Genomic DNA, 25,253 nt, shown 5'->3' on the forward strand with positions numbered 1-25,253 from the left:
ATAATATTACTTAGTTTTAGCTTTGATTATAAAAAATAATAATTACAAAAAGCATTAATAGTACAAGAGTAACGATTTTAGCGGGATAACCAATTCTAATGGATTAGTTGGTTTTCCTGCTTTTTGTTGCGCTTGTTTTTTTATAATCGGAGTAAAAATGACGCAATTTATTATCACTAATCCCCAAACTTGTATTGGTTGCCATGCTTGTGAAGTTGCTTGTGTGTTAACCTATCATCAAGGAAAACACCCAGATATAAAAGAGCAATTTCAACCAAGAATAAAAGTCCATAAAATCTCTCAAGGTAGAAAAAAAGTTTATACCGCATTAGCATGTCGACAATGTGAAAATGCACCTTGTGTCAAATCATGCCCTTCTGCTGCACTAAAACAAAGTAATGAAAAAGTTCATCTTAATAAATCACTTTGTATCGGTTGTAAAGCCTGTGTCATGGCCTGCCCTTTCGGCGCAATTCGAATGGTTGATGAATCAATTGAAGGCGTGCTTGGTGTGGGTAATACTGAAGGTGTATTAAATAAAATTATAGCACATAAATGTGATCTCTGTAATGAGCGACGAGCTAGCCCTGCTTGCTTAGATGCCTGCCCGACAGGATCAATTAAATTGGTAAGCATTGATAAGATTAAAGAACAACGTCGACAAAAACAACTGCAAACCGCTTTTGGTACTACACCAGATCGGGCGATGATTAATAAACAGTATTCACCCTTTACTAGCGAAGAAACACCTTTTTCAAGATTAGTTAGCATTCCTCGTCAAGATGCAGATAAGAAACCCATTGAAGAACGTAAAAAAACCTATAACGAAATCTATTATGGTTTTACCCAAACCCAAGCGCAATTACAATCTTCTCGTTGTTTAAGTTGTGGTCCTAATTCAATTTGTGAATGGACTTGCCCACTGCATAATCGTATTCCACACTGGATCAAATTGGTAAAAGAAGGTCGCATTATTGAAGCAGCTGAACTATCTAATAGTACCAATAGCTTACCAGAAATTACAGGACGAGTTTGCCCACAAGATCGTTTATGCGAAGGTTCTTGTACGCTTAAAAACGAAAATGATGCCGTAACAATCGGAAATATTGAACGTTATGTCACAGAAACAGCCTTTGAGCTTGGTTGGAGACCTGAAGCATCATGCGCTGAACCTACAGGTAGGAAAGTTGCAATAATTGGTGCTGGCCCTGCTGGGCTTGCTTGTGCTGATGTTTTAGTCAGACGAGGAATTAAACCGGTAGTATTTGATCGTCATCCGGAAATTGGTGGAATGTTAACCTTTGGTATTCCTAATTTTAAACTTGAAAAAGAGATTATGATTCGCCGTCGTGAAATTTTTTCGGCTATGGGCATTGAATTTCATCTCAATACTGAAATTGGTAAAGATGTGTCTATGACTGAACTACTCAATAACTACGACGCTATTTTTACCGGTATTGGAACTTATGAATCATTGAAAGCTCGCCTTGAAAATGAAAATGCACAAGGCGTTTATCAAGCTTTAGATTTCTTAACCGCCAATACTAAGCACGTTATGGGATTACCCGAACTTGCTTCACAACCTTATATCAATACTAAAGATAAACGTATCGTAGTATTAGGTGGTGGTGATACGGCAATGGACTGTTTACGCACAGCCATTCGTCAAGGTGCAAGTAGTGTAACATGTGCTTATCGACGTGATGAAAGTAATATGCCGGGTTCTAAAAAAGAAGTTAAAAACGCACGTGAAGAAGGCGCTGAATTTATGTTTATGATGCAACCGATCAAAATCGAAGTAAATGAGGCAAATCAGGTAATAGGTATTCGAATGGTTAAAACTGAACTCGGCGATCCTGATGCCAAAGGGCGTCGAAGTCCACAACCAATTGCCGACTCAGAATTTGTACTTGAAGCTGATATAGTCATTGTCGCTTTCGGATTTATACCTCATGACATTTCATGGTTACAAGCAGAAGGCGTACAACTAAACCGACGAGGAACTATTGCCGCTATTCCTATTCACAGCCAAAAACTGGCTTGCCAAACTGATAATCCCAAAATTTTTGCTGGAGGTGATATTGTACGAGGCGCTGATCTTGTTGTAACCGCAATTTCAGACGGAAGAATGGCAGCAAGAAGTATCATGCAATATCTTAATATAACTAATAACCAAATGAATAATATCAATAAACAAGAGATTACAAACATGGAGAAAGCATCATGACTAATCGATTTATTGTAGCTGATGCTAACAAGTGCATTGGATGTAAAACCTGTGAGTTAGCTTGTGTAGCCTCACACGTTAAGGATAACAATATGACATTCTCAAATTTTCATCCACGTTTAAAAGTCATTAAAGGGATGAGCGTAACAATACCGGTTGTATGTCGTCAATGTGATAACGCACCTTGTGCAAATGCTTGTCCTACAAATGCCATTATTCGCAAAGCAAATAGTATTCAGGTCATTCAAGAACGTTGTATAGGTTGTAAAACATGTGCAATTGCCTGTCCTTTTGGTGCTATGACGGTAGTAACGCAACAAACCGAATATAATCAACAAAACGATAACGACAGTTATCAAACTCAAGCAATTAAGTGTGATTTATGTATTGATAATCCAACAGGCCCTGCTTGTGTTAATGCCTGTCCCACTAATACATTATCAATAGTTGAACCACGTAATATTGAAAAACTAATACAAGAAAAACAGAAACGAACAGCATTAGATGAAATGAATATTTTTATTCAACTATGAAAATGGTTGCTGGTTTTCAATGACTGACTTATAGTTAAGAAATAATAATAATAATTTATATCATCAATAAATTTGGAGGATATAGACAATGGTTGAGCATAATATAAAAAAAGCATTAACGGTATGCCCGTATTGCGCATCAGGATGTAAAATTAATTTAATAGTCGAAAATAATAAAATAATTGCGGCAGAAGGCGCAAATGGTGTAACCAATCAAGGTGAACTTTGTTTAAAAGGTTATTATGGTTGGGATTTTTTAAATGATACTCAAATTTTAACCCCGCGACTTAAAACCCCAATGATCCGCCGACAAAAAGGTGGCGATTTTGAAGCAGTAAGTTGGGATGAAGCAATAAATTATGTTGCAGATCGCTTAGCTGATATTAAATCTAAATATGGTCCTGACTCTATCATGCTAACTGGTTCATCCCGTGGAACCGGAAATGAAACCAATTATGTAATGCAAAAATTTGCGCGCGCTGTAATTGGTACCAATAATATTGATAATTGTGCGCGTGTTTGTCATGGGCCTTCCGTTGCTGCTTTGCAAGTGACATTGGGTAATGGCGCAATGAGTAATTCAATTGTGGAAATTGAAGATACCAAATGCATATTAGTCTTTGGTTACAATGCTGCTGATTCTCACCCAATTGTTGCACGTCGAATTATAAAAGCGAAACAGAAGGGTGCAAAAATTATTGTTTGCGATCCGCGCTATATTGAAACCGCACGCATTGCAGATCTTTGGCTACCACTCAAAAATGGCAGTAACATGGCACTAGTGAATGCCTTTTTAAATGTACTTATTAATGAAAATCTCTATAAACCCGATTATGTCCAAAAGCATACTGAAGGATTTGATGAACTAAAAGCCCTCGTTGACAAATATACCCCTGAATCGGTGGAAGAGATCACCGGATTAAGTGCTAAACAGATCCGTGAAGCTGCTTATATGTATGGGAACTCACCTGCTGCAACAATTCTTTGGGGAATGGGCGTCACACAATGGGGACAATGTACTGACGTCATCAAAGGTTTATCAAGTATGGCATTAATTACCGGTAATTTAGGTCGTCCAAATGTTGGGGTTGGGCCTGTACGTGGGCAAAACAATGTCCAAGGTGCTTGTGATATGGGGGCAACGCCTAAAGACTATCCGGGTTATCAGAAAGTTAATGATATTAATGTTCGAAATAAGTTTGCCAAAGCTTGGAATGTTGAATCATTACCTGAGAATCCTGGTTGCACTATTACTGAAGTGCCTCATCGTATTTTAGAAGGAAAAATAAAAGGTTATTATATTTTAGGTGAAGATCCGCTACAAACCGATCCAGATTTGTCCGAATTACGCAAAGCATTTAAACAAGTTGATTTTTTAGTTGTGCAAGATATTTTTATGACTAAAACAGCGGCCGAAGCAGATGTTATACTCCCTGCCACATCATGGGGAGAGCATGAAGGTGTTTATTCCAGTGCCGACCGTGGTTTTCAACATTTTGAAAAAGCGATTGAACCTACCGGTAATGTTAAAGTCGATTGGGAGATTATCAGTTTAATTGCCACCAAATTGGGCTACCCAATGCATTACAATAATACTAAAGAAATTTGGGATGAACTTCGCTTACTTTGCGATCAGTACAAAGGTGCAACTTACGAAAAACTGGCAGGATTAGGCTATGTTCAATGGCCATGTCCAACAGAAGATCATCCTGGTTCACCTTACCTTTATAAAGACAATAAATTTGACCGCCCAAATGGTAAAGGTCTACTGACGACTGCTGAATGGATCCCACCAAAAGATAAAGTTAACGAAGATTATCCAATGATACTATGTACCGTACGGGAAGTGGGTCACTATTCTTGCCGTTCAATGACAGGCAATTGCCGCTTATTACAAGCTCTGGCTGATGAACCGGGTTATGTGCAAATTCATCCTGATGATGCACACAATTTGGACATAGCTGATCAGGAGTTAGTCTATGTTGAATCACGCCGAGGTAAAATTATTACTCGCGCGAATGTCAATCCAAGAGTTAACAAAGGGGCGGTTTATATGACTTATCAGTGGTGGGTTGGTGCATGTAATGAACTAACTTTAGATCATCTGGATCCTGTATCTAAAACGCCAGAATACAAATATTCGGCAGTTAAAGTCAGTCATATTGAAAACCAAAGGTGGGCTGAACAAAAAGTACAACAACTTTATAGTGAACTTAAAAATCGCTTAAAAACAATTGCAAATGTAGCTTAGTAGCCTATTGATTGATTACCGGATTAATTGATACGGTAATCAATCAAAATTAATTAATTTCCCCCTCGGGTTAACCTACGATATTCATTAACAGCTTGTTGATGATTACTATAAGTATTGGAAAAGGTATGTCCTCCATTACCATTGGCAACAAAATAGAGATAATTTGTTTTTGCTGGATGAGCTGCCGCTTCTAATGACGCTAGGCTAGGCATTGCAATTGGCGTTGGCGGTAATCCTTCAATGACATAGGTATTATAGGGATTATTAGTATCGGTTAAATCACTGCGCTTAATAGTGCCTGAATAATTATCACCTAATCCATAAATAATAGTCGGATCGGTTTGTAATTTCATCTTTAATCGTAAACGATTAACAAATACTGAAGCAACGTTAGCCCGCTCTGAACTGATGCCTGTCTCTTTTTCAATTATTGAAGCAATAATTAACAAATCATAAGGAGATTGATACGGCAGATTACTATCGCGATTATCCCAAATTTTTTGTAAATTACTCTTCATGGTACGGTAAGCTCGTTTTAAAATATCGATATCGACCGTATCAGCAGTATAAAGATAGGTATTAGGTGATAACCAACCTTCCATTGAACCTTCAATTCCAAGTAATTTAGCAATGTCATCTGGTGATTTATCTTTGAGAGTTTGCTCTATATATGGAGTATTTTTTAAGACAATTAACCAATCTTTAGCACGTTTACCTTCCACAAATTGGATTGAAAAACTACTCTCTTTGCCTGAAACCAGTAATTTCAAAAACTCATCAACTGTCATGTGTGACTGTAATTGATAGGTACCCGCTTTAATAGTACCTAAAGTAGGATTTAACTTATACAAATAAGGTAATAAATAAGCCTTTTCCATTAAATGGGCTTGGTTAATTTGAACCACTAATTGATGCACTGATGTACCTTTTTTTAGAACGAACATCTGATTATCATTGGAAACATGTATAACTTGCTGAGAAAATTGGTGTAAAAAATAATAACCAATTCCAACCGAACCACCACCGATTACCATAAAGGTGAGTAATGTATAAAGAAAAATTTTTTTAATCATAACTAGTTAATTTATATAATGGATCTTTGCGCGAGTTGTTAAGCGCGTTAATAATTCATAAGCACTAATGCCTGTGAGTGTTGCTATTTCTTCAACAGGTAAACCTTTTCCCCAAAAAATGACTTCATCTCCGGGTTTATCCTGACTCTCATTACCTAAATCAATCACTATCATATCCATTGAAACACGCCCAACAATAGGAACGCGTCGTCCATTTATTAAAACCGGTGTATTTTCAGGAATACTTCGAGGATATCCATCACCATACCCAAGCGCAACCACACCTAACTTTGTATCTTGGCTACTGGTCCAAATTTGCCCATAACCAACTGTTTCGCCTTGTTTATGTGGACGAACAGTGATTAGCTCTGATTTAAATGTCATTGCAGGTTGTAATTCTGCAACTGGAGTTTGAAATGGAGATACACCATATAAGGCTATGCCAGGACGAACGGCATCACGATGAGACATCGGCCATGCTAAAACACCACCCGATGCAGCAATAGAACATTTACCAATCAATGATTTATTTTGAATTGATGCAATAAAATCATCAAACAATTTTATTTGTTGTAATGTTTGTTGTGATGTTAATTCATCTGCTGAACTAAAATGACTAATGATATTAATCGGTTTGCGAACCACAGGACAATTTGCTAAACGGTTAAATTCACTTAGCGCTTCATCCATATTAAAGCCTAAACGATGCATCCCTGTATCAAGTTTAAACCAAACAGTAATTAGACTTTCGCCGGCAAAATCTCTTAATAGATCGATTTGCCATGGACTGTGAACAATTGTCTGTAAATTAAAATCAATTAAAAACCAAATGTTATCTCGCAGGAAAAAACCTTCTAATATCACAATTGGCTTATTGATCCCTATTCTACGTAAACTCATCGCCTCGGTAAGACGTGCAACACCAAAACCATCAACTCGATCATGTATTAATTCAGCTATACCTTTAATACCATGAGAATAGGCATTTGCTTTGACAATGGCGATGAGTTCACTATCGGGTACAATTTCCTTTAAATACTCAACATTATGTAGAATAGCTTTGCGATCAATTTCAACTACAGCAATAGACATCTTGTTAAACCTAACTCTTTTTATATCAGGTACATATTGTAAGTTCTGTTAATTATAATCACAAATAAAAAATAACCAATTTTTTAATTTTTATCCCGATAACGACATGAAATCCAACTATACCAAGCAAAAACGATATCTGAATAATATTGAAATTTTTTTCTTAAAAGAATTATACCGCTTATATAGCGGTATAACCCTAAATTTTATATCTAGATTTATCAATTTTGTTTCTTAACCACCTATACGGCAGTGAAGTTGCTAACGCAAATTGGTAATACTAGCTTTCTAAACCACTTATACAGCGGTGAAAAGTACATAAAGATATCTAAAAAAACAATAAAATTTCTAAACCACTTACACAGCGGTAAATATGTTAATTCAGCCATTTTAAATTTTAATATTTTCTAAACCGCTTCCACAGCGGTGAATATCATTTATTAAATGTTCGAATTTTTAAGTGATTTCTAATTCACATATACAAAAGTGAATTAGAAACATCAATAATATAAACCTTGTTTCAAAAAAAACAAACATAGATTTTAATTAAAAATCCTCTCGTTGATATACAACATGCTGTCAATTATGATCAATCACATCATCAAACTAGTGTAAGAACCGCTAAAATAAGGCAATGATAAAACTGAAAAATTTCTCATAATAAGCACAGCAACAGAATTCCAAAAATAACCAGTCTGTTTACTCAGACCGGTTATTTTACTTATACAAATTTCATTACTAAAAATGTTTAACGCTGTTAGACAATAATTGTCAAGTATTGGATGAATCAGCTAAATATAGCCATGTATCAATTACAGTATCAGGATTAAGTGATAAACTATCAATACCTTGATTTAGCAACCATTTAGCAAAATCAGGATGATCAGAGGGACCTTGTCCACAAATCCCGATATATTTATTATGTTTTTTACATGCTGTTATCGCCATAGATAACATTGCTTTTACTGCTGGATTACGTTCATCAAAGGTCGCAGCAATTGGGCCACCACTATCACGATCGGTACCTAATGTAAGTTGGGTCATATCATTTGATCCAATAGAAAAACCATCAAAATAGACCAAAAAATCCTCAGCTAAAACGGCATTTGCAGGGATCTCACACATCATAATTAAACGCAAACCCTCTTTACCGCGTTCTAGTCCATTAGCAGTTAAAATTTCATTAACTTGTTTGGCTTCATTAACAGTACGTACAAATGGGATCATAATTTCCAAATTTTTTAACCCAAGTTGATTCCGTACCATTTTTATCGCCTCACATTCTAACTCAAAGCATGGTTTAAAAAAGGTTGAAACATATCTGGCTGCACCTCTAAAACCGAGCATAGGGTTTTCTTCATGTGGTTCATAACGTGTACCGGCAATCAGATTGGAGTATTCATTAGATTTAAAATCAGACGTTCTTAATATGACGCGTTTTGGATAAAAAGCACCCGCAATCATCGCAATACCTTCTGCTAATTTTTGAATATAAAAATCACGCGGTGACGCATAACCAGAAATACGTTCACTTATAATTTGCTGAAGATCGCTTGGTAATGAATCAAATTCTAATAAAGCTTTAGGATGAATACCGATCTGTTTATTAATAATAAATTCCATTCTGGCCAGTCCCACCCCATGATTAGGTAGTTGACTAAAACTAAAGGCTAACTCTGGATTACCCACATTCATGTAAATTTTTAAAGGAATATCAGGCATAGCACCAAGATCTACCTGAGATTTTTCAATATTTAAAAGACCTTTATAGATAAAACCTGTATCACCTTCGCAGCATGAAGCAGTGATCGGCTCGCCTTCTGTAATCATTTTGGTTGCATTACCACATCCCACAATCGCCGGGATCCCTAATTCACGAGCAATAATCGCTGCGTGACAAGTTCGACCGCCTCGATTCGTTATAATTGCAGAGGCTTTTTTCATGATCGGTTCCCAATCAGGATCAGTCATATCGGTGACTAATACATCCCCTGACTGAATTTTGTCCATATCGCGGATATCATGAATAATTTTGGCACTGCCCTGACCTATTTTCTGTCCTATAGCTCGTCCTTGACAAATAATGTCTGATTTACCTTTGATATGGTAACTAGTAAGACTTGTTTTCGATTCTCTGGATTTAACGGTTTCCGGTCTGGCTTGTAAAATATAAAGTTTACCATCCTCGCCATCTTTACCCCACTCTATATCCATAGGCCGTCCATAATGCTCTTCAATGATTATCGCATAACGAGCAAGCTGTAAAACATCCTCATCAGTGATTGAAAACTGACCTCGTAGTTGCTCATCAACTTCAACTGTCCTAACGGATTTATTTGCTGAAGCGATATCGGTAAATTCCATTTTAATTAATTTGGAACCTAAACCTCGATGTAAAATACACGGGTAACCTTGGGTTAATAATTGTTTATGGACATAAAATTCATCGGGATTAACAGCTCCTTGTACCACTGTTTCACCTAAACCATAAGCTGACGTAATAAATACTACTTTATCAAAGCCTGACTCGGTGTCCATCGTAAACATAACGCCTGCAGCGCCAATGTCACTACGAACCATTTTTTGAACCCCGACTGAAAGCGCAACTTGTGAGTGATCATAATTTTGGTGTTTACGATAAGAAATTGCCCGATCATTATACAGAGAAGCAAATACATGTTTGATTGCTTCCTTGACATTTTCAATACCATGAATGTTTAAAAACGTCTCTTGCTGACCAGCAAAAGATGCATCAGGTAAATCTTCGGCTGTAGCAGAAGAACGCACCGCAACGGAAAAATTATCGCCATAATCTGTTAACATCGTTTGCCAAGCTTGATTAATTGCTTGTTCAAATTCAGGTGTAAAGTCAGTTTGTAAAATCCAAGTACGGATCTGTTCACCAGCTTTAGTTAATTGATTAATATCATTAATGTCAACTGAATTAAGAAGCATTGTAATACGTTGATCTAATCCCCCTTGCGCTAAAAAAGCGCGGTATGCAGCAGCGGTTGTTGCAAAGCCATTGGGAACTTGTACACCTTTGGCATAGAGTTGACTTATCATTTCGCCTAATGAAGAGTTTTTGCCTCCCACACTTTCAACATCATCCTTGCGTAACTCGTTAAACCAAATTACGTTCTGCATAACCATAATTTACTCCTATATTTAAAGTCATAAATAAAAAATACGCTTCTACGGACTACTACAAGAGATTTTAATTAAGTTCATAATTAACTTATCTCTAGTTCATTCTAGGTGACATTGAGCAAATATTCAGCTAGTCAATGATCACGATGTGATTTGGATCATATTATTTACAATAGCTTTACGTCCTTTACTAAATAATGATTGAAATATTACATCTATTCCTAAATAATTGTCTCTATGACTAACAGAGTTGATCCTCATTGGAATTAAAATGTTAACAAAACGCACTGTTTTTTTTATTTCAGATCGCACTGGTGTCACGGTAGAGAATCTTGGTAATTCTTTACTTAATCAATTTACAGGCATTGAATTTGAACGTCATACCGTACCTTTTGTTGATTCGGTTGAACAAGTGCAAGCAGTATTAGAAGATATAAACCGAATCTATTGTTCACATCAAGAACCAATCATTGTGATATCTAGTTTGGTTAAAACCTCATTAAGATCGCTATTTGATCAGCAATCTCATATTTTTCATATGGATTTTTTCAGTTTATTTATTCCACCATTAGAATCCACCTTACAAACAAAATCACATATGGTGGCAGGTTTAACACATGGTATTACTGATGAAAAACGTTATGACGAAAGAATGGAAGCGGTAAATTTTGCCTTAAATAATGATGATGGGATCACGGAAAAAAATTATCATCAAGCCGATATTATTTTAATCGGTGTTTCACGTTCAGGAAAAACCCCAACTTGCCTTTATCTTGCTCTACAATATGGTGTTCGTGCTGCTAATTACCCGCTAACAGAAGAAGACCTTAATGATAACCAAATACCCAGAATGATCGCACCATTTCAAGATAAATTATTTGGGTTAACAATTGATTATAAACGTCTTAGCCGTATCCGAGAAGAACGCCGACCAAATTCTAAATACGCAAATCCACTCAATTGTGATTTTGAAGTCAGAACAGCAGAAACACTATTTAAACGTTTTAGTATTCCTTATTTATCGACAACCAATCGTTCAGTTGAAGAGCTAGCTGCTACCATTATGAAAATGAAAAATTTATTAAGTCCGAGTTAATTAGGATTGCTTGCTAAAATCCAACGTTTTCATTTCAATTAATAAAAAACAAACGGTTAATCAAAATAACAATTAAAACTAAGCCCGCAAAAACGGGCTAGAAAAATAAAATGCTGGATCCTTTAATGTCGATTATCACAATTAATCGGAATGTAATTTTCACTAAGTACATCAATTGTGTCACATCCAAAAATGACATAAGCAAAACCAAAAACGACTGGAGGTTTATTTTTAAACAATTTTCCTGATAATCCCATCTTAAATTTCGATGGTAGTTTTTGTTCCCCGGTATTAAGACGAGAAGCTTCATTGTTAGTATAAAACGTATCCAAAACGCGTTTTTGGGTTTTAGGATCAATAACAATAAGTTGTCGAACATAAACTTTTCCATCGTAAAGTTGATCCTGAAGGTAATAATCATATCCATTGGCTTGACTTAAATAAGTATTACCAATCGTTTTATTAGTTAAATCAAACCCTTTTTCAAAATCCAGAATTGCATCATCAATCTGTTTAGTCCTTTTTGGAAATTTATTTTTTGCAATTTGATGCCAGGATAAAAATTTAAGTTTTTTAGCAACAAAAGGATTTCTCGACCCAATATAAATAAGCGAAGAATATTTAGATATTTTATGTGATTTAAATTTTGCCCAATAAATATTGAATCCAATCATATAATCAGACAAATCAAAAGGTGAATGGTCTAAACTATCCCGATATATATTCACTCTAGCAACAATTGAAAGATCTTTGATAGGAAAACTGATAGTTCTGCCCATTCGATAGTCATGAAAATAGAGCTTATCAGTTTCACGTAAATTTAAATTGGCAAGGAAATTTTTTCGATATTGCCCTGTGATAGGGTAACGAAGTTTGTCATATTTATCATCTTCAGGACGATCAATGATACGTTTTTTTGAATTAATCGGATAAATATCTGACATAGAAACAAACACTATCCCCTCTTCTTCAAAAAAATAAGGGCTAAAAATATTAAAATCAGACGGTTTACTGATATCCGCTTCCTTTGTTTGAGTTTCATCCGCATACGTGATAGATACCGACAGGAAAATAGATAAGATATAAAACAGAGATATAACGACTTTTTTCATAAATTATTCCATTCTTGTTTACTGAAAAAGACGATTACAAAATTTTGTACAAAAAATAATTCATTATATTGAGCATTATCTAAAAATAACAATATTTAAAGCAAGTATTATTCAATCGAATAAACTTGAAAACGACAACTGGATTCAGATACTTATTTATCAATAATAATCATAATAACTTTAGGAAAGTTAAAAGAAAAACATAATGATTGGATTATAGAACACAAACATAAATGTCAAAATAACACAAAACAAGTTATTATTTGATAGATAATAAAGGTAATATTAATTTTGAATAATAAATGTGATTAAGTATAAATTAGAATGACATAAAAGCTATTTTCTTCATAAGTTTTACTAGCTCATCCTAAATAATATTTCTCATAAAACAAAACCAGAAACCAACAACCCCTTATATGTTGAATTTGGCATAAATAAAATTAAGGAAATCATATAATGAGAGTATTTAGAGATTTAATTATTATCTCTTTATTAATATTTTGTTATGTTGACATTGCATATTCAGAAAATTTAAATAGTGATTTACGTAACTATCGTAAAATAAAATTACCTTATTCTTCTGATGAATTAAAAAAATATTATTATTGGGGTGAATATGGTTTGTATCTTTCACCTAATATGCCATTTCCATCTAGATTTTCAAATAAAGAATTTTCATTTAGACCAAAATTATCCGAATATCTGATTAAAACTACTTTTTATTTCCCGCATTGCTATTTTTATTATAAAGATATTTTATATAAAGGGATTATACAAATGGCTATGGGAGAGAATGATGAAAAGGTTTTTACTTTTCAATTAAATAGTTACGACTCTCAAGGCCTTCTAATTGATGCAATATTACTTTATCGAATACAAGGTGGAGAAATATCATATTGGAATGATTTTGTAATAAAAACCAATGGTAAAATTTTGATAAAACAACATCAAAAACAAAATCTTTTTGAACCTGACGAATTTCCCAAAAATGATAAAGTTCACACAACCAAAGTTGAATATCAAATGACAGCTTCGGGAGTTTTTAAAGTAATAAAGGATTAAGTAATGAAAAAACCATTGTATATTGGTGTAATTTTATTTCTATTCAGTTTTGGTTGTTATGGTCAGGAATTTATTTTCACAGATAACTTTGAAGGTTCATCTATTCTTGAAAAGATAGATATTTGGAAATTGGAAAAGGATTGCCAAAAACCTCATGATTTTTGGCAATTCACTAATAGTGAACGAGAAAAAAGCAGAGAACGTTGCCAAATCAATCAAATTGCTCCCAATTTTGATAACTTATATGAAATTATTAACAACGAGGTTGTTATATATAATCAAGATAATTTCAAACTCGTTATTAATAAAAAAATCTATGATAAGACTATTAATAATAAAAAATATCCTGTTAAAGAACTTAGTTTATCTCTTATTTATAAAAATAATCAAAAAGATAAAATAATATTGGCAAATAGTTACTATGATGTTGAAGGTTATTATTGGTTAAGTAATCAATATTACTACATTACTCCTAAAGGCGATATTTATCTGTTATTAGCGAAAGATATAGATACTAGCGTAAAGCCAATTTTTTGGAAACATTATCAAATAGATAAAGAAAACTCGCAATTTCAACTTAAAGAATTATTAGTTGGCGAAGGTTATAAATATCAAATTATTTATCCCAATCAATTTAAAATGTTAAAGGGGTCATTAGAAGCATCAAGGTTTAACATTGATGAGCTTAAAACTTGTTATCAAAACGAACATAATACTATATGTAGTTTAGATTCCTATCGTTATTACCATGATATTTTATCTCAAAAATTAGTATCCCTTGCAGAAAAAAATCCAACGGTTAATGAGAATATAGACATAATTGATAAAGAGATAAATCAAATTTGCTTAACTTCATCTCCCCCTATTTATCATAATCAAATCGAAGATTTTACTTTTAACATTACAAAATGTTTAACAGAAAAACTAAACTATAAAATAGAAAAAATAGATAAAAATGAATAACAGCTTATTCACCTGATTAAAAATCAGAAGGATAATTGATATTTTTGATACATGATGAAAAAATCATTCAATTGAAAATTTGATATTTTCCATACTAATTTTTCAATAGCAAAGATTGAAGAAATAGAGGAGTAAATAATGAAACGTTGGTATTTTATTACAATTATATTATTTATAGTTAGCTCAAGTGCCTATGGGCAATCATTTAATATAGCCAAAAAATACCGTGGAGATCCCTTTTTTACTAATAATAATATGCTAAAACTTGAGTATGATTGCATAAGACATTCGGATTATTGGCAAGACCAGAATAAACAAAAGAAAGATGATGAGCGTTGCCCTTTAAATCATCTTAAATTTGATTATGGAAGTTTATACAAACTGATTGATAAAGATCCTATTGCCTATAAAGATAATAATATACAACTTAGGCTAAGTGCACCAAAAGATGATAATGACAACATTAAAGAAGATTTAGAAGTTTTTGGTGGAAAGATCACTCTGTCTTTAATTCACCAGAATAAAGTGAAAGATAAGATTTTTTTGGCTGATGATTTTTTTGAACTTGGTGAATATGCGGTTGGTTATCAACGTTACTATATTGCACCCAGTGGGGATATTTATACAATATTATTTGTAGAAACAGAGGAAGGCATTACTCCTATGTTAAGCAAACATTATAAAATTGACACTAACAAAATGGAGTTTACTCTTAAAGAGATATTAATTAGTGCAGCTGATACACATTTTCAAATTATCTATCCAACGAAATTTGATGTCCTTACTGAAAAACTTCAATTGGACTACAGTCAACAACAATCTGAATCATGTCAAGAAGAGATTAAAGATGGTGAATATTACCATTGTTATTTAGATTTATATAAATATTATGAAAATAAGTTAAAACAAAAAATTAAGTTACTGGATCATAAACAAAAAGTACAAACAGACTCCTTTCCAGTATTAAAACAAAAAATGGATTCAATTTGTTTAGAAACGGCTTCTCCTATTTACTATGAGGATATATTTCCTTATTTATCTAAAATGATGTCTTGTTCAATACAACAATTTAAACAAGAAATAAAACAAGCAGAAAAAAAATTGACTCAGTAAGAATATAAAACCTAAAACTAGCTAAGTATGCAAGTTGTATATTAATCAAACAACCATTTATTGTAATAAAAAACAATATAATTAAGGAGTATGTTATGAAACGATTATCCTATATCGGGATATTATGGATTATATTAGCCAGCTACACATATGGTCAATTGGTTAATATTAATGAAGAATATCGTGGCGACCCGTTTATTAGCAAGATTAATATGCAGCAACTGGAACGGAATTGTAAAAGAGATGCGAATTATGAACAAATGAGTGCAACGGATAGGGAAAAAGATGATAATCGTTGCCCTTTAAGACACCTCACATTTAATTTTAGAACCCTTACTGACTCAATTATTACAATTTCTGACAGTATTTATTTGAGCAATTATTTAACTATACAACTACGTAAGGAATTTTATGAAAATACAAAAGATCGTAATTATCAAGGATGCGGATTATCTCTAGCTATGATCAATGATGATAGAAATCAAAGTCAAATTAATTTAACATATTGGTATGAAAATCAAACAACTTCACAGATAACGGATTATCAATATCATTATATAGCCCCTAGTGGGGATATTTATACCTTATTATCAAAAGAAACTGATACAGGGATTACCCCCTTATTATGGAAACATTATAAAATTGACACTGAAAAAATGAAATTTATACTTAAAGAGATGATAATTAATGATGAAGTAACAAAAACACACTATCAAATTATTTACCCAACCCAATTTAATGTACTCTCTTCTGGTAAATTAGCCATTGATTCCAAGCAAGCACTACGTGATTTATGTCTAGCCGAAAATGATGATAAGTATGATAAATGCTATTTTACTGCCTATAATTATTATTTAAATGAATTAAAACAAAAAATAACATCATTAGATGCAAAGAAAAAAAGCAAAATCAATACGTTTCCTAAATTAAAACAAGATGTTGATGCTATCTGTTTAATGACACAAACACCTTCTTATCCAAATGATATCAATCCCTATTTAGCAGATATTACTGGTTGTTTTATTCAATATTTTAAAGATGAAATAAAACAAACTGAGGAAGAATTAGCAAAATAATATAAAAAAACTGTACAAAGTAATCGATCCTCGCCAAAATATCATACAGTATTCACCTTTATAATCTTGTTGTTTTAGTAATACTGTTGTTCATATTGTTGTGGCGATATCCAGCCATTGGTAGAATGACGACAAACTTGATTTAACCTGACAGACAAATAAAAAAACGGGTAACTGTTAGATAAGGCTTGAACAAGTATTAATAAGAGAAGTAGTTTACAAAATCAAACAAAATTAGCTTAACACATTCTATAACTTAATTCTTTTTGACGTAGTTAAGAAAAAACCAAAATAAAGTTAACTTTAAAATATTGCAAAGATATTTCAGGTTAACTATACGTTTCAGTATAAAAATTAAAAAATTTACCACCTTTTCGTGCCATATTATATTGATAAATATCTACAAAAAAACTAAAACTTCTAATGTTAATTTTTTTCATTTAGCTTTGGTACTAGTATTTGTGCAGCTCTAATTCCCAATCAGTTTTAAGATTATTTTTTTCACCATTACCCACTATTATGATATCTATCAATCTAATCAATAATAACTGTTCCATTTATATCTTTTTGCTTTCCATATTTTTAATATTATCTTGCACTATAATCATGCTAAAGATAATAACAATCAAAATGGATGATAACTCAATTCTTTTGTTTTAAAGCTAATGAAAATAAAAAAGTTGCCATTTAATCAGCAGGCAAAACTACTTTTTTATAAGATTTTTATATAAGTGTTTCATTGCCATGACGGGATGATAGATCATCATTCTGGGACCTGAAAATCGCATCACTTGTTTGATTTTCAGTTTATAATCCTTGCGATAACAGTGTTTAGGACAACGCTCACAGGTTGTTTTTTCTTCACCAAAACGGCACATCGTGAGTCGTTGCATCGCATATTGTAATAAATCATTACACTCATCACACAATTGATTATGCGGTGTGTGATGCTTTTTATGGCAATATAGGTAGATCATGACCCGAACGGTAGCTTTTTCTTGTGTTATTTTTGGACCGGTATTGTTTGCAACCATAATGACATTCACGCTTAGTTAGAAAGTGATACAATATCAATAATTATTCTCATCAAAAGGATCAATGACAATGGCAAGAATTATTAATAAGGATACCACTGTTTGTATGTCTCTGTCTGCAAGGCCGAGTAATTTTGGTACACGTTTTCATAACTATTTATACGAAAAACTCGATCTTAATTATATTTATAAAGCCTTTACAACTAATAATTTAAAAGATGCTATTTATGGTATTAAAGCATTAGCGATTCGTGGTTGTGCGATTTCAATGCCTTATAAACAAGCTTGCATTGAATTCATTGATGAATTAGATCAATCTGTGACATCAATTCAATCAGTTAATACTATTGTGAATACTAATCATTATCTTAAAGCATATAATACTGATTATATTGCTGTCGCTAAACTGATTGAATCCAATCAAATCAATAACACAACCCCATTTGTAATAAAAGGTAGTGGAGGTATGGCTAATGCGGTTATTGGTGCTTTTTATGATGCCGGATTTAAAAGCGGTATTATTGCTGCCCGTAATCAACAAAAAGGAGAAGCATTAGCCAAACGCTATGATTATAAATGGTTAAGAAATGAGCTTGATATTCCACCTGAAAAAGCACAGCTAATTATTAATGTCACCCCAATTGGTATGCTTGGCGGTGTTGAAGCACAAGAATTAGCTTTTCCGGAGTTGATGATACAACAAGCCGATATCGTTTTTGATGTCGTGGCATTGCCGATCGAAACACCAATGATTAAGTATGCCAGAAATTTAAATAAAAAGATTATTTCTGGTGCTGATGTGATGGTACTACAAGCTGTTGAACAATTTGTATTATATACCGGCATAAGACCTGATGATGAATTGATAAAACAAGCTGCCGATTTTGCCAGACAAAATATTTAAGAATTTTAATGTTAAAGGATGATCTTTAAGAGATCATCCTAAATTCCATGCGTTATTTTAGTTACAAAGCTCCTTGGTACTGAGCTTATCACATTAAGAATTCCCAATATCAATAACGATTTATTGATCCAAATAGCTTCATTCGTTCTGAAATTTTTTCGGCAACTGGTTTTAATCCTTGATTAATCACTTTTCTTGGATCATTGATATCATGCTCTTTTTGTTGTGCAAATAGATTCCCTACTGTGACACACCATGTATACATGTTTTCAGTATTAACATTAATTTTTGCTGTACCAAGTTGGATTGCATGTAACATATCATCATCACAAATACCCGTTCCACCATGGAGTACTAACGGAATTTTAATTAAATTTGAAATATGTTGCATTTCATTAAAACCTAATTTTGCTTTCCCTTTATATAAACCATGAGTTGAGCCTAAAGCTGCTGCTAAGCAATCAACATTAGTCTCTTTAACTAATTTCAAACATTGGTTTGGATCGGCATATATGACCTGAGAGTTAACAATACCATCTTCGCTACCAGCAATTGTGCCTAATTCTGCTTCAACAGATACACCACGTTTATGCGCATAATCAACAATACGTTTAGTTATTTCCAGGTTTTCTTCAAAAGGTAAATGGGAACCATCAAACATAACCGAACTGAAACCCGCTTTAATTGCCTCAAAACAGGATTCATAACTCTGCCCATGATCTAAATGCAATGCAATCGGCACATCAATATCAAGATAATCCATAGCATTTTTGACTATCGAGTAAATAGTATTAAACCCTAACATATGCTTAATCGTACCGCCTGATACACCTAAAATCGCTGGAGAACGATTTTCCTTTGCAGTTTTTAATACCGTTGCAACCCATTCAAGATTATTGATATTAAATTGCCCTACTGCATAATGTTGTTTATAAGCTTCATTAAGCATCTCTTTCATTGAAACTAACATGATTTACCCCTTTTCTGCCTTTATATTAATTTTTACTATTACTTAAAATATTCAGTTAAATTTTTTTCAAATCGATGAAGAGCTTTGTTTACCTCTGATAGATTTGGCATAGCTTTTCGTACGCCTTTTCGTTCAATGGCAATAGCCGCTGATAAGCTGGCAAATGAAATAATTTTTTCGATCTCCCACCCATAACTCACACCATAAGAAAACGCACCATGAAAGATATCCCCTGCCCCTGTTGTATCTACTGATTGACAAAGAAGACTTGGAATAATTTTGACTTTCTTATTACAAAGATAAGCACAGCCCTTTTCACCTAACGTGATAAAAGCTGAACCTTTTGAGATCGATTCTAATTTTTTGAGTGCTTCTTCTAATGATTTTTTAGACGTGAATTCATCAATTTTTGCATAGGCTAAAGCAAAGTTTTCACTAGCGACTAAATAATCAGTATATCTGGCAAGGTAGACATTACTTTCACGTAGTGAACCTGCATCCATAACGACTTTTGCATTTGGTATTTTTTTAATGACGTATTCACTTAATTCTGGTTCATGTCCGTCAATTAAAATGACCAAATCACGCTTATTCTCATTTAAATATTGAATAAACTGATTTAATTTATTTTTCTCTATACAGGTTAATAATGGTGGCGTATTTAATTTACGGGTAATAATCGTTCGGGAACCATTTTCTTTATTTACAGTAATTGCAGCTAATGGTGTTATCATTTCGTCAGAAAAGATAATTTGTTGCGTTTTCACACCAACTTGTTCAAATTCAGAAACAATCTTATTACCGTAAATATCATCATGTAAATGTCCGAGATGATAGACATCTTCACCCCATAGACCTAGTAAATATGCAGCATTAGCACAAGGCCCACCACCACTTTCAATAAAATCATAAGCAAATAATTTACTATTTTCTTTGGGAAAACTGGTAGTAAAGTAAAATTGATCATAACAAGCAAAACCAATTGTCAGTATTGTCATCATTCATCCTCAATTTATTATTCAATTTTTTTAGCAAACAAAAGGATTCCTTTCCTAATATTTAAGGGAATTAACTTAATACATTATGTTGATTGAGCATGATCCTGCTCAATCATGAATAATTACTTATTTGCGGTTAATTCGTCATCATGTTTAGAATCACCTACCACTTTGATTGATTTGATGCAATATGGTACACACAAAGCAATAATGAGAATCACACAAATACAGTAAATAGCTATTTGGCCAAAATGGGTAAACAAGTTACCAATAACGATCCCCCAAACTGCAAAATCAAAGTCAGCAAAAGTTGAATTTTGGAAACCTAAATTACCTAATGTTGGAAGTAATAGTGCTGGTAAAAATGCGAGCAATATACCACCTATAAAAGAAGCAATAATGCAACCACGTTTACCCCCTAATTTGTCAGCAAATACACCAGAAGTACCACCACAAAAGAAGTGAGGAACCATACCTGGAATAATTAATGCCATGCCAAGTCCACCAAGAATAAACATACCGATTAATCCACCAATAAACGAACAGATGAAACCAACAACAACCGCTGTAGGACTAAAGGTAAAAAAGACAGCACAATCGACCGCAGGAATTGAATTTGGAATAATTTTTTGACTAATACCTTGGAAAGCAGGAACAAGATCGCCCAAAATTAAACGTACCCCGCTATACACAATTGCAACACCGACTGCAAATTGTAAACCACTTAATATAGAGAAAATAACCGGATTTAATTCAGTGATAGTTTTCATATATTCACTACCGGCAACGAGACTACAAATTAGGTAAATGATGACCATAATAATACCCGTTGTTACGGTAGTATCGCGTAAAAAACCCCATTTTTCAGAAATTTCAATATCGGCAAATGAATTTTCTTTATCCCCCACTTTTTGCGCAATAAATGCTGATAAATAGTATCCCAAAGAACCAAAATGCCCCATTGCAATACCGCTATCATCGGTAACTTGTTTGGTATAGCATTGACCAATAGCGGGGGAAATTGCTGACCAAGACCCTAATAAAAAACCACCGATAATGATTAATAACCAACCATTAAATTGAGCCGCTTGTAATACCGCTGAAAATAGACAAGCCAGGAAGAATGAGTGATGACCAGTTAAAAAGATATATTTATATTTGGTGAAGCGGGCTATAACTAAATTCATAATAAAACCAAGTAATAAAATACTCATGGTTTCAACACCCAGTATTTGTTGTGCTACCGAAACAATTGCTTCATTATTTGGAATGACACCCCGAATACTAAAACCAGCTTCAATAATACTACCTAGCGGATTCAAATTAGTAATAATAACGCCTGCACCAGCACTTAACATTAAATAACCCAAAATTGGTTTTAGAGTACCGGTTAAAAGTTTATTGAGTGGAGAACGTAATGAAACTAATCCGACAAAAGCGATAATCCCCATTAAGAAAGCGGGTTGGCTAAAAATATCAGTTAAAAATGAAAGTAATGATTGCATAGTAAAATCTCCTGTATATGTATTTTAAATTCCAGCCAATTGCTTTAATTTTTCTGAAATATCTTCCTCTATGAGCTTTTTGTTAACATAATTTCGAATAACGGCTACTTTATCTTGATCAGGGAGTTGTCTGGCTAAATCTTTGATCGTAACGTATAAGTCCGCTTTTTCCCCTACTGCATTGGCGAAATCAATGGATGCAACATCTGCTTTGATCCCCAACGTATTACATATATTTTTGACGTGATTAGCAGCCATTAATGAACTGCCTATACCATTGCCACATACTGTACGAATTTTTAACATCGCCAATCTCCTTTACTGTTTTTAATAATAAATGGTTCAACAAAATTAACTAATGATTGTGGTGTTGTTGATCGTTGAGCTACTGAAACCAAATCGTTTTCAATCAATGTTGCAATCAATTGAATAAGATCTACATGAGCGTCTAATTCATTTGAAACAATTGCTACCACAACCGTTACTGGATCAAAATCTTCATTACCAAATTCAATTGGATTTTTGAGGGTGATAATAGAAAAGCCCGTCGCTTTCGCGCCATGCTCTGGTCGAGCATGAGGCATCGCAATTGCATTATCTAAAACGATATAAGCACCAAAATTTTGGTATACCTGTTTCATTGCAGAAACATAATCATCTGTACACAATTGTGCTTTAACTAATAATTCACCGGCCCGCTCAATTGCTTGCTCAGCTGTTTGGCAATCTACATCCAATGTTATTAATGAAGAATTAAATATAATATTCATGACAATCACTTTATATAAAACGATTCAAGATAGTTTTATTTTGACCAACGAAAGGACGTAGATATGTGATACATTTCACAAGAAATAAAACACCAAGTGATTTAAATCACAATTTACTGATATTATTGATTTATTTTTTTGAGAACAGAGGCAAACATTAAAATATAACATATTGATTTATTGTGAGAATAAAAATAAGAAAATAAATATTAAAAAATGAGGAATAAAAATAAACGACAAAAAAACCGATTTTTTTGTGATGAACTTCTCAAAAACTGTTGTGGAAAGATCAAAAAATGATCGAATTATAGCGATTTGAAGCGTTTATATTTTCTTTGTAATTTGGAGGGAGCCAATAGGCAAAATTTTATTCAATGAATAATACTCTATTTTGCCTATTATTTAATTGTTATATATATCTGCAAGAGATGATTTGCAGGTACTCAAACTATTGCATTGCCTTATGTAACTTGTTATAGACAGCTAACAATTTTTGGTGCATTGCAAATTGTTCAAGATTATTGTCAGCTAATTGACTGCTTGATGTTAAGTTGGTTAACCCGTAAAACTGTTGTTTGGCTGTTGCATATTGCCACATCTCATCAACACACGTTTGCCCATACATTTTATAAAATGCATTTTGGTAATTCTTAAACTGTTTGCTACCTCGCGTAATGATAAAATTGACTAAAGTTTGCAAACAACGATAAGCGTGATTACGCTCTGGTGTAAAAATAGATTCATTCATTTCAATCGTCCAATCAATCCATAATTTTGCTTGTTTTAAATCTTTACCGGCAAGCGCTAGCATCGCTTTTAATTCACCAATACGTAAAGTTAACCAAGCGTTATCTTTACCTGTTGCGATTCCTAATAGTTCTCGTACCCGTGCAAAATCATCCAAATTTTCATCATCTAATTGTTCTATTATGGCAAGGTATTGTTTGGCGGAACGTTTTTTATGCGGTAATGATAAAATAAGGTCACGTAGGTGAATCGCCATATTATTATTAGCAATTATAAGATCTTCTGGAGGGTAGATTTCAGACATACCAACGGCTAATATTCGACAAGCATATACACCTAAATGCTCATAATCCATAATTAATACTTCAATTTTATTATGGGTAAATATTGCCATTAAGTTATCAAATTCTTGTTCAGTGGTACCCGAAAAATCCCAATCAACAAATTGGTAATCAGTATGCTCGTTAAATAGATCCCACGAAATTAATCCACTAGAATCGATAAAATGTGTTTCTAAATTACTCAGATCTGCAACATCATCATTGTCGAAACTCGGTGGCGAAAAGACATCAAGATCTTTTAAACTTCGCCCTTGTAATAACTCAGTGACAGTACGTTCTAAAGCAACGCCAAAATCAGGATGCGCACCAAACGAAGCATAACTCGTGCCATTTTGAGGATTAAAAAGCACAACACAGATAACCGGATATTGACCGCCTAAAGAGGCATCAAAACAATAAAGAGGAAATCCTTCACTTTCAAGTGCTTCAATGGCAGCTAAAACGGCTGGATAGCGGTTAATTACGTCACTTGGTATGGTTGGTAAACTAATCGCTTCTGCAATAATTTTGTTTTTAGCATAACGTTCAAAAATCTCAGATAATGCCTGTACTCTGGCTTCATTAGGTGTATTGCCAGCAGACATACCATTAGAGGCATATAGGTTTGCAATTAAATTAATCGGCACATAGATCGTTTTTTGATCCGATTGTTGAACAAAAGGTAAAGCGCATATACCACGCTCACTATTGCTAGATTGTAAGTCGATCAGATCGGTAGCACATAACTCTTTATCTGGATCATAAAATTTAAGTAGTTTTTTCGATAATATATCTTTAGGCAATGAATTATCTTCAGGAATAGCAAACCATTTTTCGTTTGGATAATGAACAAAATCAGCATTCGCGATATTTTTGCCTAAGTAAAAATCAGAAAAGAAATAATTGGTCGATAGTCTTTCAAAATATTCACCTAATGCAGAAGCTAGCGCAGCTTTTTTACTTGCACCTTTACCATTGGCAAAACAGAGTGGACACTTGGTATTTTGAATATGAACAGACCAAACATTTGGCACAGGATTAAGCCATGATGCCTCTTTTACTTCTAATTGATATTTGACTAATTGCTTTTGAAAATAAGCTATCGAATCTTCAAGAGCGGCATCTTTACCTGTAATGTAAGTTTTCATAGGTGATCTCAATAAAATTATATATCATATAGCACCCATTCTTTATGGGGCTATCTATTATCAAATCTCTGTACTAAAGATAGAAAATCATAATAATCTTTAAACT

20 protein-coding genes are annotated in these 25,253 nt (G+C 33.4%); 9 read left to right on the forward strand and 11 right to left on the reverse strand.

Annotated elements, in window-relative coordinates:
- Positions 1–157 precede the first annotated feature (157 nt).
- The 3 genes from aegA to fdhF all read left to right on the forward strand — a co-directional run bounded on the left by aegA (position 158) and on the right by fdhF (position 5,011).
- The gene (gene aegA, locus A9G11_RS02870) at positions 158–2,227 is read left to right on the forward strand and encodes a formate-dependent uric acid utilization protein AegA (RefSeq protein WP_065618030.1); all 2,070 of its coding nucleotides are present in this window, start codon (positions 158–160) and stop codon (positions 2,225–2,227) included.
- Positions 2,224–2,760, forward strand: coding sequence for a 4Fe-4S binding protein (locus A9G11_RS02875; protein ID WP_065618031.1), 537 nt, complete (start codon positions 2,224–2,226; stop codon positions 2,758–2,760). The genes aegA and A9G11_RS02875 overlap by 4 nt, the downstream gene beginning before the upstream one ends.
- Positions 2,761–2,863: 103 nt before the next feature.
- Positions 2,864–5,011 (forward strand): formate dehydrogenase subunit alpha, encoded by a 2,148-nt coding sequence (gene fdhF / locus A9G11_RS02880; protein WP_065618093.1) that lies wholly within the window; start codon positions 2,864–2,866, stop codon positions 5,009–5,011.
- A gap of 53 nt (positions 5,012–5,064) precedes the next feature.
- On the opposite strand, the gene mltG is transcribed toward fdhF, so the two are convergent.
- The 3 genes from mltG to ppsA form a co-directional block, all read right to left on the reverse strand.
- Positions 5,065–6,087: an endolytic transglycosylase MltG gene (gene mltG, locus A9G11_RS02885; RefSeq protein ID WP_065618032.1), complete on the reverse strand. Its 1,023-nt coding sequence runs from the start codon at positions 6,085–6,087 to the stop codon at positions 5,065–5,067.
- A gap of 6 nt (positions 6,088–6,093) precedes the next feature.
- The gene (alr, locus tag A9G11_RS02890) at positions 6,094–7,179 is read right to left on the reverse strand and encodes an alanine racemase (protein ID WP_065618033.1); all 1,086 of its coding nucleotides are present in this window, start codon (positions 7,177–7,179) and stop codon (positions 6,094–6,096) included.
- 771 nt (positions 7,180–7,950) lie between these two features.
- On the reverse strand, positions 7,951–10,332 hold the full coding sequence (gene ppsA, locus A9G11_RS02895; protein WP_065618034.1) for a phosphoenolpyruvate synthase: 2,382 nt from the start codon (positions 10,330–10,332) through the stop codon (positions 7,951–7,953).
- A 268-nt stretch (positions 10,333–10,600) separates the two neighbouring features.
- Here ppsA and ppsR point away from each other — a divergent pair, with 268 nt between their 5' ends.
- Positions 10,601–11,425 (forward strand): posphoenolpyruvate synthetase regulatory kinase/phosphorylase PpsR, encoded by an 825-nt coding sequence (ppsR, locus tag A9G11_RS02900; protein ID WP_065618035.1) that lies wholly within the window; start codon positions 10,601–10,603, stop codon positions 11,423–11,425.
- Between the two features lie 122 nt (positions 11,426–11,547).
- Here ppsR and A9G11_RS02905 read toward each other — a convergent pair whose 3' ends face one another.
- Positions 11,548–12,537: a hypothetical protein gene (locus A9G11_RS02905; RefSeq protein WP_065618036.1), complete on the reverse strand. Its 990-nt coding sequence runs from the start codon at positions 12,535–12,537 to the stop codon at positions 11,548–11,550.
- A gap of 456 nt (positions 12,538–12,993) precedes the next feature.
- Here A9G11_RS02905 and A9G11_RS02910 point away from each other — a divergent pair, with 456 nt between their 5' ends.
- The 4 genes from A9G11_RS02910 (at position 12,994) to A9G11_RS02925 (ending at position 16,751) form a co-directional block, all read left to right on the forward strand.
- Positions 12,994–13,599 carry a hypothetical protein gene (locus A9G11_RS02910; RefSeq protein ID WP_065618037.1) on the forward strand — a complete coding sequence of 202 codons (606 nt, stop codon included), beginning with the start codon at positions 12,994–12,996 and terminating at the stop codon, positions 13,597–13,599.
- Between the two features lie 3 nt (positions 13,600–13,602).
- The gene (locus A9G11_RS02915; RefSeq protein ID WP_065618038.1) at positions 13,603–14,562 is read left to right on the forward strand and encodes a hypothetical protein; all 960 of its coding nucleotides are present in this window, start codon (positions 13,603–13,605) and stop codon (positions 14,560–14,562) included.
- 138 nt (positions 14,563–14,700) lie between these two features.
- Positions 14,701–15,675, forward strand: coding sequence for a hypothetical protein (locus tag A9G11_RS02920; RefSeq protein ID WP_065618039.1), 975 nt, complete (start codon positions 14,701–14,703; stop codon positions 15,673–15,675).
- A 95-nt stretch (positions 15,676–15,770) separates the two neighbouring features.
- On the forward strand, positions 15,771–16,751 hold the full coding sequence (locus A9G11_RS02925; protein WP_065618040.1) for a hypothetical protein: 981 nt from the start codon (positions 15,771–15,773) through the stop codon (positions 16,749–16,751).
- Between the two features lie 704 nt (positions 16,752–17,455).
- On the opposite strand, the gene A9G11_RS02930 is transcribed toward A9G11_RS02925, so the two are convergent.
- Entirely contained in the window at positions 17,456–17,785 is a 330-nt protein-coding gene (locus A9G11_RS02930; RefSeq protein ID WP_065618041.1) for a nitrous oxide-stimulated promoter family protein, read from the reverse strand.
- Between the two features lie 70 nt (positions 17,786–17,855).
- Between A9G11_RS02930 and A9G11_RS02935 the strand changes: the two genes are divergently transcribed.
- Positions 17,856–18,689: a shikimate 5-dehydrogenase gene (locus tag A9G11_RS02935; RefSeq protein WP_065618042.1), complete on the forward strand. Its 834-nt coding sequence runs from the start codon at positions 17,856–17,858 to the stop codon at positions 18,687–18,689.
- Between the two features lie 109 nt (positions 18,690–18,798).
- On the opposite strand, the gene fba is transcribed toward A9G11_RS02935, so the two are convergent.
- From fba to ycaO, 6 genes are all read right to left on the reverse strand, one after another.
- On the reverse strand, positions 18,799–19,659 hold the full coding sequence (gene fba / locus A9G11_RS02940) for a class II fructose-1,6-bisphosphate aldolase (protein WP_065618043.1): 861 nt from the start codon (positions 19,657–19,659) through the stop codon (positions 18,799–18,801).
- A 38-nt stretch (positions 19,660–19,697) separates the two neighbouring features.
- Complete coding sequence (locus A9G11_RS02945) at positions 19,698–20,657, reverse strand: carbohydrate kinase family protein (protein ID WP_065618044.1); 960 nt, start codon at positions 20,655–20,657, stop codon at positions 19,698–19,700.
- A gap of 122 nt (positions 20,658–20,779) precedes the next feature.
- Positions 20,780–22,162 carry a PTS ascorbate transporter subunit IIC gene (locus A9G11_RS02950; RefSeq protein WP_065618045.1) on the reverse strand — a complete coding sequence of 461 codons (1,383 nt, stop codon included), beginning with the start codon at positions 22,160–22,162 and terminating at the stop codon, positions 20,780–20,782.
- Between the two features lie 24 nt (positions 22,163–22,186).
- On the reverse strand, positions 22,187–22,468 hold the full coding sequence (locus A9G11_RS02955; RefSeq protein ID WP_065618046.1) for a PTS sugar transporter subunit IIB: 282 nt from the start codon (positions 22,466–22,468) through the stop codon (positions 22,187–22,189).
- A complete protein-coding gene (locus A9G11_RS02960; RefSeq protein WP_065618047.1) occupies positions 22,462–22,932 on the reverse strand; it encodes a PTS sugar transporter subunit IIA in 471 nt (156 codons plus the stop codon). Before A9G11_RS02960 ends, A9G11_RS02955 begins: the two co-directional genes overlap by 7 nt.
- Before the next feature lie 448 nt (positions 22,933–23,380).
- On the reverse strand, positions 23,381–25,147 hold the full coding sequence (ycaO, locus tag A9G11_RS02965; protein ID WP_065618048.1) for a 30S ribosomal protein S12 methylthiotransferase accessory factor YcaO: 1,767 nt from the start codon (positions 25,145–25,147) through the stop codon (positions 23,381–23,383).
- Positions 25,148–25,253: the final 106 nt, after the last annotated feature.

This window comes from Gilliamella sp. wkB108 (genome assembly GCF_001690195.1).
In the GTDB taxonomy this organism is placed as follows: domain Bacteria; phylum Pseudomonadota; class Gammaproteobacteria; order Enterobacterales; family Orbaceae; genus Gilliamella; species Gilliamella apicola_L.